Raw genomic sequence first — 17,344 nt, forward strand, 5'->3', positions numbered from 1 at the left:
GTGCTCGAGGAGATCGCGATCGAGGACCTCGGGGTGATCCGCTCGGCGCGGGTCCCGCTGTCCGCCGGCCTGACCGTGATCACCGGTGAGACCGGAGCGGGCAAGACCATGGTGCTCACGGGCCTGGGGCTGCTCATGGGCGGCAAGGCCGATCCCGGCAGCATCCGGCCGGGTGCCTCGCGCGCCGTCGTCGAGGGACGCCTCGACCTGGCCCGTCACCCGGAGGTCGTCGGTCGCGTCGACGACGCCGGGGGCAGCGTGGACGACGACGGCACGGTCGTCGTGCTGCGCACGGTCGCCTCCGGACGGTCGCGGGCCCATCTCGGCGGACGGGGGGTGCCGCAGGGCGTCCTCGCGGAGGTCGCCGACGAGCTCGTCACCGTGCACGGGCAGTCCGACCAGCTGCGGCTGCGCACGCCCGCCAAGCAGCGCGAGGCCCTCGACCGGTTCGCCGGGACGGAGCACGCCGAGGTGCTCGCCGCCTACCGGGCGGCCTGGAGCGAGCGGGCCGGGCTGCAGGCGGAGATCGACGACCTGACCTCGCGCGCCGCCGAGCGGGCACGCGAGGCCGAGCTGCTGCGCCTCGGGCTGGCCGAGGTCGAACGCGTCGACCCCCAGCCCGGGGAGGATGCCGAGCTGACGGCGCTGACCGCCCGCCTCGGCAACGCCGAGGCGCTGCGGCAGGCGGCGCAGCAGGCGCACGACGCCGTCGTCGGCCTCGACATGGAGACCGAGGGCTCGGCGGTGCACGCCCTGGAGCAGGCCAAGCGTTCCCTGGACGCCGTCGCCGAGTCCGACCCCGCGCTGGCCGAGCAGGCCGGTCGCCTCGCCGAGGCCGCCTACGTCATCACCGACGTGGCGACCGAGCTGTCCGGCTACGTCGCCGACCTGCAGGCCGACCCGGCCGCGCTGGAGACCGCGCACCAGCGTCTGGCCGAGCTCGGCGCGCTCACCCGCAGCTACGGCGAGACGATCGACGACGTCCTGCAATGGGCGTCCGACGCCGGGCTGCGGCTGCTGGACCTGGACGACGGCGACGAGCGGGTCACCGCGATGCGCGACCGGGTGACCGAGCTGGACGCCCGGCTCGTCGACCTCGCGGCCCGGGTCACGGCCGGGCGACGTACCGCCTCCGACCGGCTCGCCGAGGTCGTCACGACCGAGCTGGCCGGGCTGGCCATGTCGGGGGCCCGCCTGCAGGTCGACGTCGGCGAGGCCGACCCCGGGCCGTCGGGGGCGGACCAGGTGGTGTTCCTGCTCGAACCGCACCCCGGCGCTCCGGCCCGCCCGCTCGGCAAGGGCGCGTCCGGCGGTGAGCTGTCCCGCGTCATGCTCGCGGTCGAGGTCGCCCTGGCCACCGCCGGCGAGGACACCGTGCTGCCGACGTTCGTCTTCGACGAGGTCGACGCCGGCGTCGGGGGACGAGCGGCGGTCGAGGTCGGGCGACGGCTCGCCCGGCTGGCGCGCAGCACCCAGGTGGTGGTCGTCACCCACCTGGCGCAGGTGGCGGCCTTCGCCGACACCCACCTGGTGGTGACGAAGGCCACCGAGGGCGACGACGTCACCACCGTGACCGGCGTCCACGAGGTCGCGGAGGACGAGCGGGTCCGTGAGCTGGCCCGGATGCTGTCCGGCCAGGACGACTCGGCGACGGCGCGGCAGCACGCCCTCGAACTTCTCGAGTCCTCGGCCGTGGGACGATAGGCGGCGATGAGAATGATCCTGCGCCGGGCCGACCGCAGCCCCGACACCAGCGACGACGCCGCCGACGGCGGTGGGACGGCGCGTGTCGGCGCGCGGACGAAGGACCTCACCAAGCGGCTCCGCCCGGGCGACGTGGCCGTGATCGACCACGCCGACATCGACCGGGTGGCGGCCGAGGCGCTGGTCGCCGCCGGACCGTCCGCCGTGCTGAACGCGGCCGCCTCGACGACCGGCCGCTACCCGAACGCCGGTCCCGACATCCTGCTGCAGGCCGGCATCGTCCTGGTCGACGACATCGGCCCGGAGATCATGACCGTGCGCGACGGCGCCCGCGTGAGCGTCGAGGGCGGCGAGGTCCGCGTGGACGGCCAGGCCTTCGCGTCCGGGACCCGCCAGACGCCAGAGACCGTCGCCCGCGACCTCGCGGAAGCCCGCGAGGGCCTGTCGGACGAGATCGAGCGGTTCGCCGAGAACACGCTGTCCTACCTGCGCCGCGAGCGCGACCTGCTGCTGGACGGCGTGGGCGTGCCGGACGTGCGCACCACGGTCGAGGGCCGGCACGTCCTCATCGTCGTGCGCGGTTACCACTACCGCGAGGACCTGGCGATGCTGCGGTCCTACATCGCCGAGAACCGGCCGGTGCTGGTCGGTGTCGACGGCGGCGCGGACGCGATCCTCGACGCCGGGTACCAGCCGGACATGATCGTGGGCGACATGGACTCGGTCTCGGACCAGGCGCTGTCGTGCGGCGCCGAGATCGTGGTGCACGCCTACCGGGACGGCAACGCCCCCGGCCTGGAGCGCGTACGCGCCCTGGGGGTGGACCCCGTGGTGTTCCCGGCCACCGGGACCAGCGAGGACATCGCGATGCTGCTCGCCGACGACAAGGGTGCCGAGCTGATCGTCGCCGTCGGGACGCACGCCACGCTCGTGGAGTTCCTCGACAAGGGCCGCGCCGGCATGGCAAGCACCTTCCTGACCCGGCTGCGCATCGGCGGCAAGCTCGTCGACGCCAAGGGCGTCTCCCGGCTGTACCGCACCCGGATCTCCAACCTGCAGCTCACGCTGCTGTCGCTGGCCGGCGTCGCGGCGGTCCTCGCCGCCCTGTGGTCGACGGCGGCCGGGCAGACCGCCTTCGGGCTCGTCGGAGCCCAGATCGACGACCTCGTGTCGTGGATCGGCAGCCTCTTCGGCGGCTGACCCGGCCCGCGACCCACCTGACCTAGGAGCACCCCGACCCCGTGATCGACTTCCGTTACCACCTCGTCTCGCTGATCAGCGTCTTCCTGGCGCTCGCGGTCGGCATCATCCTCGGCGCCGGTCCGCTGCAGAACGCCATCGGCGACCAGCTGACCGACCAGGTGGAGGCCCTGCGGACCGAGCGCACCGCGCTGCGCGACAGCCTCGGGCAGACCGAGGCGGAGCTCGCCGACCAGCAGGCCTACGCGCTGGCGGCGGGCGCCGAGCTCGTCGACGGGTCCCTCGAGGACCTGAGCGTCGCCGTCGTCGACCTCGACGGTATCGCCGAGACCCTGGAGCTCGACGTCGTCAACCAGCTCGAGGCGGCGGGCGCGCGCGTGGTGGCCCAGTCCTCGATGACCGACGCCTGGAGCACCGTGGACGACTCGGTGCTCCGTGACACCGTCGCCGACGGGCAGCGCGGTCAGCTCGAGGACATGGTGCCCGAGGACGCGACGACCCCGCAGGTGCTCGGCACGGTGCTGGGCGTCGCGCTGACCGAGGGCGACGATCAGGTCCCCGGCACGCGCAGCGACCGGGCCGTCGAGCTCTACCAGCTCCTCGCGCAGGTCGGCCTGGTCGACTCCCGGTTCGCGCCGTCGGCACCGGCCGACGCCGTGCTGCTGCTGACCGCAGGGCTCCCGGAGGAGAACGGGGCCTCCACGTCCGAGACGCCCGAGGTCGGCGAGGACGTCGACGTCGCGAGCACCGTCACCGCCGTGCAGGCCGTGGCCGGGACGGTCGTGGTGGCCGGCCCCACGGCGACCGACGGCGACCTGCTCACCGAGCTGCGCGCCGTCGAGGACGTCACCGCCTCCACCAGCACGGTCAGCGGCATCGAGCAGGAGGTCATGCGGATGAACGTGCCGCTGGCGATCGCCGCGCAGGACGACGACCAGGTGGGGCACTACGGCTTCGAGGAGGGTGCGCAGGTCATCCCGCCGGTGGTGCGGACCCCGCCCACCGAGGACGACGCCGAGGGGACGGTCGACGGCCCGACCGACGCGACCGAGGACTCCGCCGACGGCGCCGCCGCGCCGGACGACTCGTCCGCCGACGCGTCCGCCGACGCCGACAGCACCCAGGACTCCTGATGCGCGCGGCGCGGGTCCTGGCGGCCGGGCTGGTCGCCGCGGCCACGACCGCCGTCGTGCGCCGTGCCCTGAACGCGGCGCCCCCCGGCGGGCCCGACCGGTGGACGCGGACCAACCACCGCGACGAGCCGGTCTCGATGCTCGAGGGCCCGGCCGCGGCCGCCGGGCTGGTCGCGGGAGCCACGGCCTGCGGTGCTGCGCCGCGGACCCGGGCGGCACTGGTGATCGCCACCGGCGCGGCCGGGGCCTTCGGCGTCGTCGACGACCTCGCCGAGGACGCCGCGACGCGCACCAAGGGACTGCGCGGGCACCTCGGGGCGCTGGCGCGCGGCGAGCTCACGACGGGCGGGCTCAAGGTCCTCGGGATCGGGACGACGGCCCTCGTCGTCGCCGGGGTCGGTACGCCGCGCCGGCGGAGCGCGGTCGGGCACGTGGCCGACGTCGTCGTCAACGGCGCGCTCATCGCCGGGACGGCCAACCTGGTCAACTTGCTCGACCTGCGTCCGGGCCGTGCCCTCAAGGCCTCCGCAGCGCTCACCGCCCCGGTGCTCGCCGCTCGGGAGCCGGGGTCGACCGGGGCGCTGCTCGGGGTCGTGGCGGCCTCGGCCCCGGCCGACCTGGCCGAGCGCGACATGCTGGGCGACGGTGGAGCCAACGCGCTGGGCGCCTTCGTCGGCACGCAGTGGGCGTGCGCGGCCTCCCGCCCGGTCCGCGTGACGGCCCTGGCGACCGTGGTCGGGCTGACGCTCGCCTCGGAGCGGGTCAGCTTCTCCGCCGTCATCGACCGCACCCCCTGGCTGCGTCGTGTCGACCGGCTCGGCCGACGTCCCGCCGAGCCGGCCGCCGGCGCCCCCGACTCCGGAGGCACGGCGGGGTGAGCGCACCGGGCGGTCGCCGGGTCGGGGCCACGGTCGCCGGGGCGGCGGTGCTCATCACCGTCGTCACCCTGGCGAGCCGCGTCGTCGGGTTCGGGCGGTGGCTGGCCCAGGCCCGGTTCGTGGGGACCGACGGCGTCGACGCCCCCCTGAACGCCGCCAACCTGCTGCCGAACGTCCTCTTCGAGATCGCGGCCGGCGGCGCCCTGACCGGTGCGGTCGTGCCGCTGCTGTCGGGCTTCCTCGTGCGCGGCGACCGGCCCAACGCCTCGCGCACCGCCTCGGCGCTGCTCGGGTGGACCGTCGTCGTGCTGGTCCCGGTCGCGGGCCTGATGGCGCTGCTGGCCGACCCGCTCGCCGAGCACGTGCTCCGCCTGCACGACCCCGTCAACGTGGCCGTGGCGGCCGACTTCCTGCGCGTCTTCGCCGTGCAGGTGCCGCTGTACGGGCTCGCGGTGGTCCTCGGCGGGATCCTGCAGGCGCACCACCGCTTCTTCTGGCCCGCCTTCGCGCCGCTGGTGTCCAGCCTCGTGGTCATCGGCGTCTACGCCCGGTTCGGCACCCTGGCCGACGGCAACCAGCAGGACGTCGCCGAGCTGACGTCCCAGGCGCTCGGCTGGCTGGCCTGGGGCATGACGGCGGGCGTGGCGTTCCTCGCCCTGCCGCTGGTGGTGCCCGTGGCCCGCACGGGGCTGCGGATCCGGCCCACGTTGCGCTTCCCGGACGGCGAGGGTCGGCGCGCGGCCCGGCTCGCCTCGGCCGGCATCGGAGCCCTGGTGGCGCAGCAGCTCGCGCTGCTGGCCACGATGGCGTCCGCGAACGAGGCCGGCGGCGACGGGACGTGGACGATCTTCCTGTACGCGCAGAACGTCTACTTCCTGCCGTACGCCGTCCTGGCGTTCCCCATCGCCACGAGCGCCTTCCCCCGCTTCTCCGCGCTGGCGTCGGAGGGACGCGGCGACGAGCTCGCGCGGCTGGTGTCGTCGACCACGCGGGTCCTCGTCGTCGTCTCGGCGGCCGGCGCCGCCGCGCTCGTCGCGGCCGCGCCCCTGGTCGAGAACGTCTTCGCGGGCGTCGCCGACGGTGACGCCGACGGCCTCGCGGCCGCGTTGGCCTGGATGGCGCCGGGACTGCTCGGGTACGCGCTGATCCTGCAGCTGTCCCGGCTGCTGTACGCGGTCGGCGCCGCTCGGGCCGCGTGGATCTCCACGGCGGCGGGCTGGGCCGTCGTCGCCGTCGGGGTGGGACTCGCGGTCCCGGTGTTCGCCGGGGGAGTGGACGTCGAGACGGCCGTGCTGGCCTGGCTCGGCGGCGCCACGACGGTCGGCATGACCGTGGCCGGTGCCGCCCTGCTGCTCGCGGTGCGGCGTCGGGTCGGCGCACCCGCCCTGGACGGCGTGCTGCGCACGGGCGCCGTGACGGTGGCCGCGGCCGCGGTCGGGGCGTTGGCGGGCCGCTGGGCCCTCCCGGTGGCCGACCGGGGCGCGGGCGACGACGCCGCCCTCGACGCCGGGTGGATCGCGGCCGACGTCGGCTGGGGGCTGCTCGCGGGGCTGCTCGCCGCCGCCGTCGTCCTGGTGGTCGCCGCGGCCACCGACCCGGCCGTGCGCTCGCGCGCCGCGGGCGTCGGCGGGCGCCTGCTGCGCCGGCGGTGATCCTCGCCGCTGTGCTGCACGGCACGGTGCGCGCGGGGGTGTCCCGCACGCCGGGAGGGCGGAGGTCGGTTAGCATGGAGTTCCGTGGCTGACACCGTGAACCGAACCTCGTCCCGTTCCTCGAGCCGCGCCGGTGCCACGCACCCGACGCGCCACATCTTCGTGACGGGCGGTGTCGCCTCGTCGCTCGGCAAGGGGCTGACCGCCTCCTCCCTCGGCCGTCTGCTCCGGTCCCGCGGGCTGCGGGTCACGATGCAGAAGCTCGACCCCTACCTCAACGTCGACCCGGGCACCATGAACCCGTTCCAGCACGGCGAGGTGTTCGTCACCGAGGACGGCGCCGAGACCGACCTGGACATCGGCCACTACGAGCGCTTCCTCGACGTCGAGCTGCCGGCCTCGTCGAACGTCACCACCGGCCAGGTCTACTCCCGCGTCATCGCCAAGGAGCGTCGCGGGGAGTACCTCGGCGACACCGTGCAGGTCATCCCGCACATCACGGACGAGATCAAGGCGCGGATGCGCGACCAGGCCGGCCCCGACGTCGACGTGATCATCACCGAGATCGGCGGCACCGTCGGCGACATCGAGTCCCAGCCGTTCCTCGAGGCCGCCCGCCAGGTCCGTCACGAGCTCGGCCGCGACGACTGCTTCTTCCTGCACGTCTCGCTCGTGCCCTACATCGGGCCGTCGGGCGAGCTCAAGACCAAGCCGACCCAGCACTCGGTCGCCGCCCTGCGGTCGATCGGTATCCAGCCCGACGCCATCGTGCTGCGCTCGGACCGCACGGTGCCGACGTCCATCAAGCACAAGATCGCGATGATGTGCGACGTCGAGAACGAGGCGGTCGTCAACGCGGCGGACGCCCCGAGCATCTACGACATCCCGCGGGTGGTGCACTCCGAGGGCCTGGACGCCTACGTGGTGCGACGGCTCGACCTGCCGTTCCACGACGTCGAGTGGGGCGGCTGGAACCGTGTCCTGGAGCGGGTCCACGAGCCGGAGCACAACGTCGAGATCGCCCTGGTGGGCAAGTACATCGACCTGCCGGACGCCTACCTGTCGGTCACCGAGGCGCTGCGCGCCGGCGGATTCGACAACGACACCCGGGTCGCGATCCGGTGGGTCGCGGCCGACGACTGCAGCACGCCCGCCGGCGCGCAGGAGGCGCTGTCCGGCGTGGACGCCATCCTCGTGCCGGGCGGCTTCGGCGTGCGCGGCATCGACGGCAAGGTCGGCGCGCTGCGCTGGGCGCGGGAGAACCTCGTGCCCACCCTCGGCATCTGCCTCGGCCTGCAGTCGATGGTCATCGAGTACGCGCGCAACGTCCTCGGCCTGGCGCAGGCCTCGTCGACCGAGTTCGACCCGGACTCCTCGGACCCCGTGATCGCCACGATGGCCGAGCAGCTCGCGATCGTCGGCGGCGACGGCGACCTGGGCGGCACGATGCGCCTCGGTGCCTACCCCGCCACCCTCGCCGAGGGCTCCGTGGTCGCCAAGACCTACGGCGCCACGGACGTCTCCGAGCGTCACCGCCACCGCTACGAGGTGAACAACCTCTACCGCGACCGCCTCGAGGAGGCCGGCCTGCGGATCAGCGGCACCTCGCCGGACGGCGACCTCGTCGAGTTCGTCGAGCTGCCCGCCGACGTCCACCCGTACTACGTGAGCACCCAGGCGCACCCGGAGTTCAAGTCCCGTCCCACGGGCTCGCACCCCCTGTTCTCGGGTCTCGTCGCCGCGGCGCTGGTCCGCCAGGGCGCGACCGCGTGAGCGACCGCGGGACCGCCGGCCCCGGCACGGGGGTGGACCAGGTCGCGCCGCGGCCCGTGGTCGGGCGCTCCGCTCTGCACGCCGGGCGCATCTTCGACGTCGTCCGGGACGACGTCGATCTCGGTGACGCCGGGGTCGTGACGCGGGAGTACCTGGACCACCCCGGCGCCGTCGCGATCGTCGTGCTCGACGCCGACGACCGCGTCCTGCTGCTGCGCCAGTACCGGCACCCGGTGCGCACGATGATGTGGGAGGTCCCGGCCGGACTCCTGGACGTCCCGGCGGAGCCGGCCGTGGAGGCGGCCGCTCGCGAGCTGGCGGAGGAGGCGGACCTCGTCGCCGACCGCTGGGACGTCCTCGTCGACTACGCCACGACGCCCGGGGCGAGCAACGAGTCGGTGCGGGTGTTCCTCGCCCGGGACGTGCGTGAGGTGGCTCCGGAGGACCGCCACGAGCGTCACGGCGAGGAGGCGGAGATCGTCACCGCCTGGGTCCCGCTGGACGACGCCGTCGCGCGGGCGCTCGCCGGCGACCTGCACAACCCCTCGGCGGTGGTCGGGATCCTGGCCGCGGCCGCGAGCCGCGCCGGCGGGTGGGCGTCGCTGCGACCCGTCGACGTGGAGTGGCCGTACCGCCGGGGCGTGCTGCCCGACTGAGCCCGGGCGTCGGCTCGCCTCACCCACCGGTGTCCCCCGGCGTCCACCGCTGTGGGCGTGAAATCTGCAGCCCTCCGTCGAGGAGAACTGCAGATTTCACGCCCACAGCGGCGGGGCGGCGCGGTGGGGTGGCGCGGGGAGGTGCGTGCGGGTCGGGCCGCGGTCAGGCCCGGGCGCGGAGCCGCAGGACGGCGCTCGCGGTCGCCCAGGTGAGCAGCCCGGCCCCGAGCATGTGCAGGCCGACCAGCAGCTCGGGAAGCCCGGTGAAGTACTGGGCGTACCCGATCGCTCCCTGGGCCAGGGTGACCACGAGCAGGACCCGGGCGCCCCGACGCGCCCGCTGCACGAGCCGGTCGTCGGCGCTCGTCGGCGTCCGGTGCAGCAGGACCAGCAGCAGCACCAGGACGCCCGTGAACAGCCACACCGAGGCCGAGTGCGCGCGAGTCATCAGCAGCGGGTCCACCGCGAGGCGGTAGCCGACCTCCGCGTCGCCGGAGTGCGGTCCGGCGGCGGTCACCACGACGCCCAGCACGACGACGGGGACCACCAGCAGGCCGAGGGCGCGGCCCGCGACCGTCGCCCCGCGCGACGCGACCGGCGTCGGGGTCCCGTCGCCCTCGCCGTGCCGGTGCAGCAGGTACGCCGAGAGCCAGACCAGCGCGGCCGAGACGACGAAGTGCAGCGACACCCAGGCCGGGTGCAGGTCGAGCAGCACCACCACGCCGCCGATGATCGCCTGGGCGGCGACGCCGGCCAGCGGGACGACGCCGAGCGCGCGGTAGGCGCGCGTGCGCCGGCGGTCCGTCACCACGAGCACCAGCACCGCGATGGCGATCGCGGCCAGCACGAACGTCAGCAGGCGGTTGCCGAACTCCACGTAGGGGTGGATGCCGGCCTCGGCGTGGAAGACGGGGGTGAAGCTGCCCGGTTCGCACTGCGGCCACGTCGAGCAGCCGAGCCCGGAGCCGGTGAGCCGCACGGCACCGCCGGTGACGATGATGCCGATCTGGGCGACCACGTTGGCGACGAGCACGCCCCGGGTCGCGCCACGCAGACGGGCGAGCCGGTCACGGCGTGCGGGGGTGCGGGAGGCCTCGGCGGGCGCGGTCGAACTCACGTCACCACGGTAGCCGGTGCTGCGGACCGTTCCCGCGCCCGCGGGGGTCGGCGGGTGTGAGATCGGTCAGTGCCAGCGGAAGAGCCGCCCGGCGCCGGCCCCGAAGGCCGCCGTCCAGGCCACGAGGACCACGACGCTGAGCGCCGGCACACCCGTCCCGAGCAGCGCGCCGCGCAGGCCCTCGCCGAGCGCGCCGGACGGCAGGAACGCCGCCAGGTGGGCGAGCGCCCCGGGCAGCTCGGACGGCGGCACGATGAGCCCGCCGCCGACGACGAGGAGCACGAGCACGAGGTTGGCCACGGCGAGGACCCCCTCGGCGCGCAGCGTGCCCGCCAGCAGCAGGGCCAGTGCGGTGAACGCGGCGGTGCCGAGCAGCAGGAGCCCGGCGGCGGGCAGCAGTCCCGCGAGGACCGGCTGCCACCCGAGCGCGAGAGCCACGCCGCCGATGACGACGACCTGCACCACCTCCACGGCGAGCACACCGAGGATCTTGCCCGCCAGCAGCCCGCCGCGGCCCAGGGGAGTGGTGGCGAGCAGCCGCAGCACGCCGTTGCGGCGGTCGAAGGCGGTAGCGATGGACTGCGAGGTGAAGGCCGTGGTGACGCAGGCCAGGGCGAGCACGCCGGGGGTGACGAAGTCGATGCGCGTCGCGCCGGCGGTGTCGAGCTCGACCAGCGAGGTGCGCACCAGGCCGACGAGCAGCAGCACCGGGACGACGATCGTCACGAGGAGCTGTTCGCCGTTGCGCAGGATCGCGCGGGTCTCGAACGAGGCCTGCGCCGCCACGCGGCGGGCGGGTGAGGCCGCGCCGGGGTGGGCCGCCGTCGGGTTCGCGGTGCTCATCGCAGGTGCCGTCCCGTCAGGTCGAGGAAGACGTCTTCGAGGGTGCGCCGGCCGACGGCGATCCGACGGGCCAGGACGTCGTGGTCGGCGAGCCAGGCGGTGAGCGCCGCGAGCGTGGCGGGTCCGGTCCTGCCTGCCACGGTGTACTCCCCGGGGGACGGCTCGGCGACCGTCCAGGTGCCGCCGTCGAGCGCGCCGAGGTGCTCCTGCAGGGCGTCGACGTCCAGGCCGGGCCGCGCGTCCAGCCGGATCGTGGGGGAGGTGCCGGGACCGCTCGCGACGAGCTCGGGCACGCTGCCGGAGGCGATGACGCGCCCGTGGTCGACGACGTGGACCCGGTCGGCGAGGTCCTCGGCCTCGGCCATCAGGTGCGTGGTCAGCACGACGGCGACGCCCTCGGCGCGCAGCTCGCGCACCAGGTCCCACACGGCGTGCCGCGACTGCGGGTCCAGGCCGGCGCTGGGTTCGTCGAGGAACACGACCTCGGGACGCCCGACGACGGCGGCCGCCAGGGCGAGCCGCTGACGCTGCCCGCCGGAGAGACGGCGCACCGTGGTCCGGGCGAAGGCGTCGAGGCCCAGCCGGGCGGAGAGCTCGCCGAGGTCGCGCGGTGCGGCGTACATCGCCGCCACGTGCCGTAGCATCTCCCCGGCCCGCACGCCGGTGGGCAGCCCGCCGTCCTGCAGCATGACGCCCACGCGAGGCCGCAGGCGCACGGCGTCGGCCACCGGGTCGAGGCCGAGCACGCGCACCGTGCCGCCGTCGGGGGTCCGCAGACCTTCGCAGCACTCGACGGTGGTGGTCTTGCCGGCGCCGTTGGGCCCGAGCACCGCGGTCACCGCTCCGGCGGTAGCCTGCAGATCGAGCCCGTCGACGACGTCACGGCCGCCGTACGTCTTGCGCAGGCCGCGCGCGACGACGGCGGCGCCGGATGGCGCATCGGTGGTGGGCACCCGAGGATTCTACGAGTCGACGGAACGCAGGAGAGACGATGAGCTTCTACACCTTCGCCCAGCCCGCCGATCTGGCGCAGCTCGCACGCCGCATCTGGTACTGGCCCGTGGTCCGCGGCGTGCTCGCCGTGGCCTTCGGGCTGCTGGCGATGTTCCTGCCGCGTGACGTGCCCGGTCTGCTCGTGCAGGTCTTCGGCGCCTTCGTGCTGGTGGACGGCATCGTCTCCCTCGTGGACGGGCTGCGGCGCCGCGGGACGCAGGCCGGCTCGGCGAACCTGGGCATCGGTGTCGTCGCGATGGCTTTCGGCGCGGCGCTGCTGTTCCTGCCCGAGGTGTTCCTGACGATCGCAGTGGTGCTGATCGGCATCTGGGCGATGATCTTCGGTCTGCTGCAGATCGTCGGGGCGTTCGCCGTGCGGGGCCGCGGAGGTGCGTCGTGGGTGCTCAGCCTGCTCTCGGGACTGCTCTTCGTGGCGCTGGCGCTGGTCTGCTTCGCCAACCCGGGGACGGCGATCACCGCGATGGCCTTCGTGGTCGGGGCGTTCGCCGTCGTGATCGGGGTCGCCCTGGTCGCGCTGGGCCTCAAGCTGCGCTCGCTGGGGCAGCAGGGCGGCACCGGTGGCTCCGGTGGCTCCCGCCCGGACGTCATCGAGGGCGAGATCGTCGACGAGTGATCCTCCCGAGGCCCTGCGACGTGAACCGTCGGTGAAACCTCTGTGACGTCGGTCCCGCCGCCCGCGTGACGCTGCCGGTCACGCGGGTGTGGTGAGGCATGCCTTGCTTGACATTCGCAATTTCGCAACAAGGATGTTCTTTATATCGACGTCGCATCCGGGCTGCAGGACGCCCCGGACGGACCCCGGGAGGTGAGCACGTGACGACGAACCCGACACCCGTCGGCACCGTGACCCACGTGACCCACGCCGGGGCGGACACCGACGGCACGCGCCGCCGGGTCCTCGAGCTGGTCGCCACCGAGGGCCCCGTCACCGCCGGTGACCTGGCCCGCACGCTCCGGCTGACCTCGGCGGCCGTGCGCCGGCATCTGGCCTGCCTCGAGCAGGACGGCACGATCGCGGTGCACGAGACCGCTCCGGCGGCCCGCCAGGCACGTCGTGGCCGCCCCGCGCGGCGCTACGTGGTCAGCACGGCGGGGCAGGCCGAGCTCGGGGGCGAGGACGTCGAGCTCGCGACGCAGGCGATGCGCTACCTGCGCCGCACGGCCGGGGACGCGGCGGTGGCGGAGTTCGCCGCCGAGCGCAACGACGCCGTCGTCCGCCGCTACGCCCCGCGCCTGACCGGCGCCGACCCGCACGAGCGGGCCGCCCAGCTGGCGGACCTGCTCGCCGCCGACGGCTACGCCGCCTCGGTACGGCCCGTGGCCGGGCCCCAGATCCCCACCGTCCAGCTGTGCCAGGGCCACTGCCCGGTCCAGCACGCGGCGGAGGACTTCCCCGAGCTGTGCGAGGCGGAGGCCGACGCCTTCGCCCGGCTGCTCGGTACGCACGTCCAACGGTTGGCCACCCTCGCAGGCGGCGCGCACGCCTGCGTGACCAACGTCCCGCTTGCTCCCCCCACCCCCGCCGGCCGCTCCCGCGGTACGCAGGAAGGAACACGATGAGCGTCCCCACCCAGGCCGCCGCCCAGGCGGCGCAGGAGCAGCGCACCGACGAGGAGATCATCGCCTCGATCGGTGCCTACGAGTACGGCTGGCACGACGAGGACTCCGCCGGCCAGACCGCCGAGCGCGGGCTGAGCGAGGCCGTCGTGCGCAACATCTCGGACATGAAGGACGAGCCGGAGTGGATGCGCAAGCGTCGGCTCAAGGCGCTGCGCCTGTTCGACAAGAAGCCGATGCCGAGCTGGGGTGCCGACCTGACCGGCATCGACTTCGACCGCATCAAGTACTTCGTGCGCTCCACCGAGAAGCAGGCCACCAGCTGGGAGGACCTGCCCGACGACATCAAGGCGACGTACGACAAGCTCGGCATCCCCGAGGCGGAGAAGCAGCGCCTCGTGGCCGGCGTCGCGGCGCAGTACGAGTCCGAGGTCGTCTACCACCAGATCCGCGAGGACCTGGAGGCCCAGGGCGTCATCTTCGTCGACACCGACACCGGTCTGCGCGAGCACCCCGAGCTGTTCGAGGAGTACTTCGGCACGGTCATCCCGGCCGGCGACAACAAGTTCTCCGCGCTGAACTCCGCGGTGTGGTCGGGCGGCTCGTTCATCTACGTGCCGCCGGGCGTGCACGTCGACATCCCGCTGCAGGCCTACTTCCGGATCAACACCGAGAACATGGGCCAGTTCGAGCGGACGCTGATCATCGCCGACGAGGGCTCCTACGTGCACTACGTCGAGGGCTGCACGGCGCCGATCTACTCCACCGACTCGCTGCACAGTGCCGTCGTGGAGATCGTCGTCAAGAAGAACGCCCGCGTGCGGTACACGACCATCCAGAACTGGTCGAACAACGTCTACAACCTGGTGACCAAGCGCGCCACGGCCGAGGCCGGCGCCACCATGGAGTGGGTCGACGGCAACATCGGCTCCAAGGTCACCATGAAGTACCCGGCGATCTACCTGCTGGGCGAGCGCGCCCGCGGCGAGACGCTGTCCATCGCCTTCGCCGGCGAGGGTCAGCACCAGGACGCCGGCGCCAAGATGGTGCACGCCGCCCCGCACACCTCGAGCTCGATCGTCTCGAAGTCGGTGGCCCGTGGCGGCGGCCGCACCTCCTACCGCGGTCTGGTGCAGGTGCTCGAGGGCGCCGAGGCGTCCGCGTCGAACGTCCTGTGCGACGCGCTGCTCGTCGACCAGATCTCCCGGTCCGACACCTACCCGTACGTCGACGTCCGCGAGGACGACGTGTCCATGGGGCACGAGGCGACGGTGTCCAAGGTGAGCGAGGACCAGCTGTTCTACCTCATGTCCCGAGGCATGGAGGAGACCGAGGCCATGGCCATGATCGTGCGCGGGTTCGTCGAGCCCATCGCGCGCGAGCTGCCCATGGAGTACGCCCTCGAGCTCAACCGCCTCATCGAGCTGCAGATGGAAGGGTCCGTCGGCTGAAATGACTCTCACTACCGATCACTCCCGCGCGACCGCCGACGGCGCCCACACGCACGGCACCGTGCCGGCCGGTTCGCGCGCCGAGCGCAAGACCTCCTTCGACCTGGCGGACATCCCCGTGCCGTCGGGCCGCGAGGAGGAGTGGCGCTTCTCGCCGGTGGCGCGCCTGCAGCCGCTGTTCGCGGACGACCTCACGGGTGACGGCGTCGCCGTCACCGTCGACGCGGCCCCCGAGGTCGTCGTCGAGACCGTGGGCCGCGACGACGAGCGTCTGGGCCGTGCCGGCAAGCCGGGCGACCGGGCCGCCGTCACCGCCTGGAACGCCGTGCGCGAGGCCACCGTCGTGACGGTCCCGGCCGAGGCGGTCGCCACCGGTGCGACGTCGGTGCGCATCGACGGCACCTCGAAGGACGCCACGGCCTCGCACCTGCTGGTGCGCGCCGAGCGGCACTCCGAGGCCGTCGTGGTCATCGACCACCGTGGCGACGCGCTGCTGAACCAGACCGTCGAGATCCTCGTCGAGGACGGCGCCCACCTGACCGTCGTCTCCGTCCAGGACTGGGCCGACGGCGCCGTGCACGCCTCCTCGCACCGCGCGAGCATCGGCCGCGACGCCAAGCTCAAGCACGTCGTGGTGACCTTCGGCGGCGACGTCGTGCGGGTGACCCCCGACGCGACCTTCACCGCCGAGGGCGGCGAGGTCGAGATGGTCGGGCTGTACTTCGCCGACGCCGACCAGCACCAGGAGCACCGGCTCTTCGTGGACCACGCGGTCCCGCAGTGCAAGTCGCGCGTGACCTACAAGGGAGCGCTCCAGGGCGCCTCCGCGCACACGGTGTGGGTGGGTGACGTGCTCATCCAGGCCGACGCCGAGGGCACCGACACCTACGAGCTCAACCGCAACCTGGTGCTCACCGACGGCGCCCGCGCCGACTCGGTGCCGAACCTCGAGATCGAGACCGGAGAGATCGCGGGGGCGGGGCACGCCTCGGCCACCGGCCGGTTCGACGACGAGCAGCTCTTCTACCTCATGGCGCGCGGCATCCCCGAGATCGACGCCCGCCGTCTCGTGGTGCGCGGCTTCTTCGCCGAGCTGATCGACGAGATCGGCGTCGAGTCCGTCGAGGAGCGCCTGCTCGCCTCCATCGAGGCCGAGCTGGAGAAGTCGATGAGCGTCATCACCGGCGCTCCGGCGCAGTGAGCCCGTCGTGACCGCACAGATCGCCTGCGCGACCGACGACCTCGGCCCCGAGGAGACGCTGCTCGTCGAGCTCACGTCCGCCGACGGCGCCTCCGTGGCCGTCGCGGTCGTGCGGGACGAGGACGGCGAGTTCCACGCCATCAGCGACGTCTGCTCCCACGGGGCGGTGTCGCTGTCCGACGGCGAGGTCGAGGGCTGCCGCGTGGAGTGCTGGTTGCACGGTTCGCAGTTCGACCTGCGCACCGGCCGGCCCCTGCAGCTGCCCGCGACCCGGCCCGTACCCGTCTACCCGGTGACGGTGGACGGCGACAAGGTGCTCGTCGACATCGACGCACCGCTCGCCGCCGCGTCCTGACCCCGCCTTTTCGAGAACAGACCTGGAGAACCACCTGATGTCCACCCTGGAGATCCGCGACCTGCACGTCAGCGTCGACACCAAGGAAGGCGCCAAGCCGATCCTGCGCGGCGTCGACCTGACCATCAACTCCGGCGAGACGCACGCCATCATGGGCCCGAACGGCTCCGGCAAGTCCACGCTCGCCTCCGCCCTGGCCGGGCACCCCAAGTACGAGGTCACCTCGGGCACCGTGACGCTCGACGGCGAGGACGTCCTCGCCATGAGCGTCGACGAGCGCGCCCGTGCCGGCCTGTTCCTGGCGATGCAGTACCCCGTCGAGGTGCCCGGCGTCTCGGTGGCGAACTTCCTGCGCACCGCCAAGACCGCCATCGACGGCGACGCGCCGTCGCTGCGCCACTGGGCCAAGGAGGTCCGCGGCGCGATGGAGAACCTGCGCATCGACTCCTCCTTCGCCGAGCGCTCGGTCAACGAGGGCTTCTCCGGCGGTGAGAAGAAGCGCCACGAGATCCTGCAGATGGAGCTCTTCAAGCCCGGCTTCGCGATCCTCGACGAGACCGACTCGGGTCTCGACGTCGACGCCCTGCGCGTCGTGTCCGAGGGCGTGAACCGCGCCAAGGAGTCCACGGACGTCGGCGTGCTGCTCATCACGCACTACACGCGCATCCTGCGCTACATCAAGCCGGACTACGTCCACGTCTTCGTCGACGGCAAGATCGCCGAGGAGGGCGGGCCCGAGCTCGCCGAGCGTCTCGAGGAAGAGGGTTACGACCGCTTCCTGCCCGCGGGCGCGTCGGCCTCGGCCTGACG

16 protein-coding genes are annotated in these 17,344 nt (G+C 73.7%); 13 read left to right on the plus strand and 3 right to left on the minus strand.

Going from position 1 to position 17,344, the window contains the following annotated elements:
• The 7 genes from recN to PO879_RS07100 all read left to right on the plus strand — a co-directional run bounded on the left by recN (position 1) and on the right by PO879_RS07100 (position 8,996).
• Positions 1–1,704 (plus strand): DNA repair protein RecN, encoded by a 1,704-nt coding sequence (recN, locus tag PO879_RS07070; protein WP_278237478.1) that lies wholly within the window; start codon positions 1–3, stop codon positions 1,702–1,704.
• Positions 1,705–1,710: 6 nt separating this feature from the next.
• Positions 1,711–2,904 carry a putative cytokinetic ring protein SteA gene (steA, locus tag PO879_RS07075; RefSeq protein WP_278237206.1) on the plus strand — a complete coding sequence of 398 codons (1,194 nt, stop codon included), beginning with the start codon at positions 1,711–1,713 and terminating at the stop codon, positions 2,902–2,904.
• Positions 2,905–2,945: 41 nt separating this feature from the next.
• A complete protein-coding gene (locus tag PO879_RS07080; protein WP_278237207.1) occupies positions 2,946–4,037 on the plus strand; it encodes a copper transporter in 1,092 nt (363 codons plus the stop codon).
• A complete protein-coding gene (locus PO879_RS07085) occupies positions 4,037–4,915 on the plus strand; it encodes a hypothetical protein (RefSeq protein WP_278237208.1) in 879 nt (292 codons plus the stop codon). Before PO879_RS07080 ends, PO879_RS07085 begins: the two co-directional genes overlap by 1 nt.
• Positions 4,912–6,567: a lipid II flippase MurJ gene (locus tag PO879_RS07090; RefSeq protein WP_278237209.1), complete on the plus strand. Its 1,656-nt coding sequence runs from the start codon at positions 4,912–4,914 to the stop codon at positions 6,565–6,567. Before PO879_RS07085 ends, PO879_RS07090 begins: the two co-directional genes overlap by 4 nt.
• A gap of 96 nt (positions 6,568–6,663) precedes the next feature.
• Positions 6,664–8,340 (plus strand): CTP synthase, encoded by a 1,677-nt coding sequence (locus tag PO879_RS07095; RefSeq protein ID WP_278237479.1) that lies wholly within the window; start codon positions 6,664–6,666, stop codon positions 8,338–8,340.
• Positions 8,337–8,996 (plus strand): NUDIX hydrolase, encoded by a 660-nt coding sequence (locus PO879_RS07100; RefSeq protein WP_278237210.1) that lies wholly within the window; start codon positions 8,337–8,339, stop codon positions 8,994–8,996. Before PO879_RS07095 ends, PO879_RS07100 begins: the two co-directional genes overlap by 4 nt.
• 163 nt (positions 8,997–9,159) lie before the next feature.
• Here PO879_RS07100 and PO879_RS07105 read toward each other — a convergent pair whose 3' ends face one another.
• The 3 genes from PO879_RS07105 to PO879_RS07115 all read right to left on the minus strand — a co-directional run bounded on the left by PO879_RS07105 (position 9,160) and on the right by PO879_RS07115 (position 11,909).
• Positions 9,160–10,113 (minus strand): COX15/CtaA family protein, encoded by a 954-nt coding sequence (locus tag PO879_RS07105; RefSeq protein ID WP_278237211.1) that lies wholly within the window; start codon positions 10,111–10,113, stop codon positions 9,160–9,162.
• A gap of 66 nt (positions 10,114–10,179) precedes the next feature.
• Positions 10,180–10,956: an ABC transporter permease gene (locus PO879_RS07110; protein ID WP_278237212.1), complete on the minus strand. Its 777-nt coding sequence runs from the start codon at positions 10,954–10,956 to the stop codon at positions 10,180–10,182.
• Positions 10,953–11,909: an ABC transporter ATP-binding protein gene (locus PO879_RS07115; protein WP_278237213.1), complete on the minus strand. Its 957-nt coding sequence runs from the start codon at positions 11,907–11,909 to the stop codon at positions 10,953–10,955. Before PO879_RS07115 ends, PO879_RS07110 begins: the two co-directional genes overlap by 4 nt.
• Before the next feature lie 38 nt (positions 11,910–11,947).
• Here PO879_RS07115 and PO879_RS07120 point away from each other — a divergent pair, with 38 nt between their 5' ends.
• From PO879_RS07120 to sufC, 6 genes are all read left to right on the plus strand, one after another.
• Complete coding sequence (locus PO879_RS07120; RefSeq protein ID WP_278237214.1) at positions 11,948–12,583, plus strand: DUF308 domain-containing protein; 636 nt, start codon at positions 11,948–11,950, stop codon at positions 12,581–12,583.
• A gap of 200 nt (positions 12,584–12,783) precedes the next feature.
• Positions 12,784–13,530 carry a helix-turn-helix domain-containing protein gene (locus PO879_RS07125; RefSeq protein WP_278237215.1) on the plus strand — a complete coding sequence of 249 codons (747 nt, stop codon included), beginning with the start codon at positions 12,784–12,786 and terminating at the stop codon, positions 13,528–13,530.
• A complete protein-coding gene (gene sufB, locus PO879_RS07130; protein ID WP_278237216.1) occupies positions 13,527–14,978 on the plus strand; it encodes a Fe-S cluster assembly protein SufB in 1,452 nt (483 codons plus the stop codon). The genes PO879_RS07125 and sufB overlap by 4 nt, the downstream gene beginning before the upstream one ends.
• Position 14,979: 1 nt before the next feature.
• Entirely contained in the window at positions 14,980–16,179 is a 1,200-nt protein-coding gene (sufD, locus tag PO879_RS07135; protein ID WP_278237217.1) for a Fe-S cluster assembly protein SufD, read from the plus strand.
• A 7-nt stretch (positions 16,180–16,186) separates the two neighbouring features.
• Entirely contained in the window at positions 16,187–16,534 is a 348-nt protein-coding gene (locus PO879_RS07140) for a non-heme iron oxygenase ferredoxin subunit (protein ID WP_278237218.1), read from the plus strand.
• Between the two features lie 37 nt (positions 16,535–16,571).
• The gene (gene sufC / locus PO879_RS07145; RefSeq protein ID WP_278237219.1) at positions 16,572–17,342 is read left to right on the plus strand and encodes a Fe-S cluster assembly ATPase SufC; all 771 of its coding nucleotides are present in this window, start codon (positions 16,572–16,574) and stop codon (positions 17,340–17,342) included.
• Positions 17,343–17,344: the final 2 nt, after the last annotated feature.

This window comes from Isoptericola sp. AK164 (assembly GCF_029643425.1).
Taxonomy (GTDB): Bacteria; Actinomycetota; Actinomycetes; order Actinomycetales; family Cellulomonadaceae; genus Isoptericola; species Isoptericola haloaureus.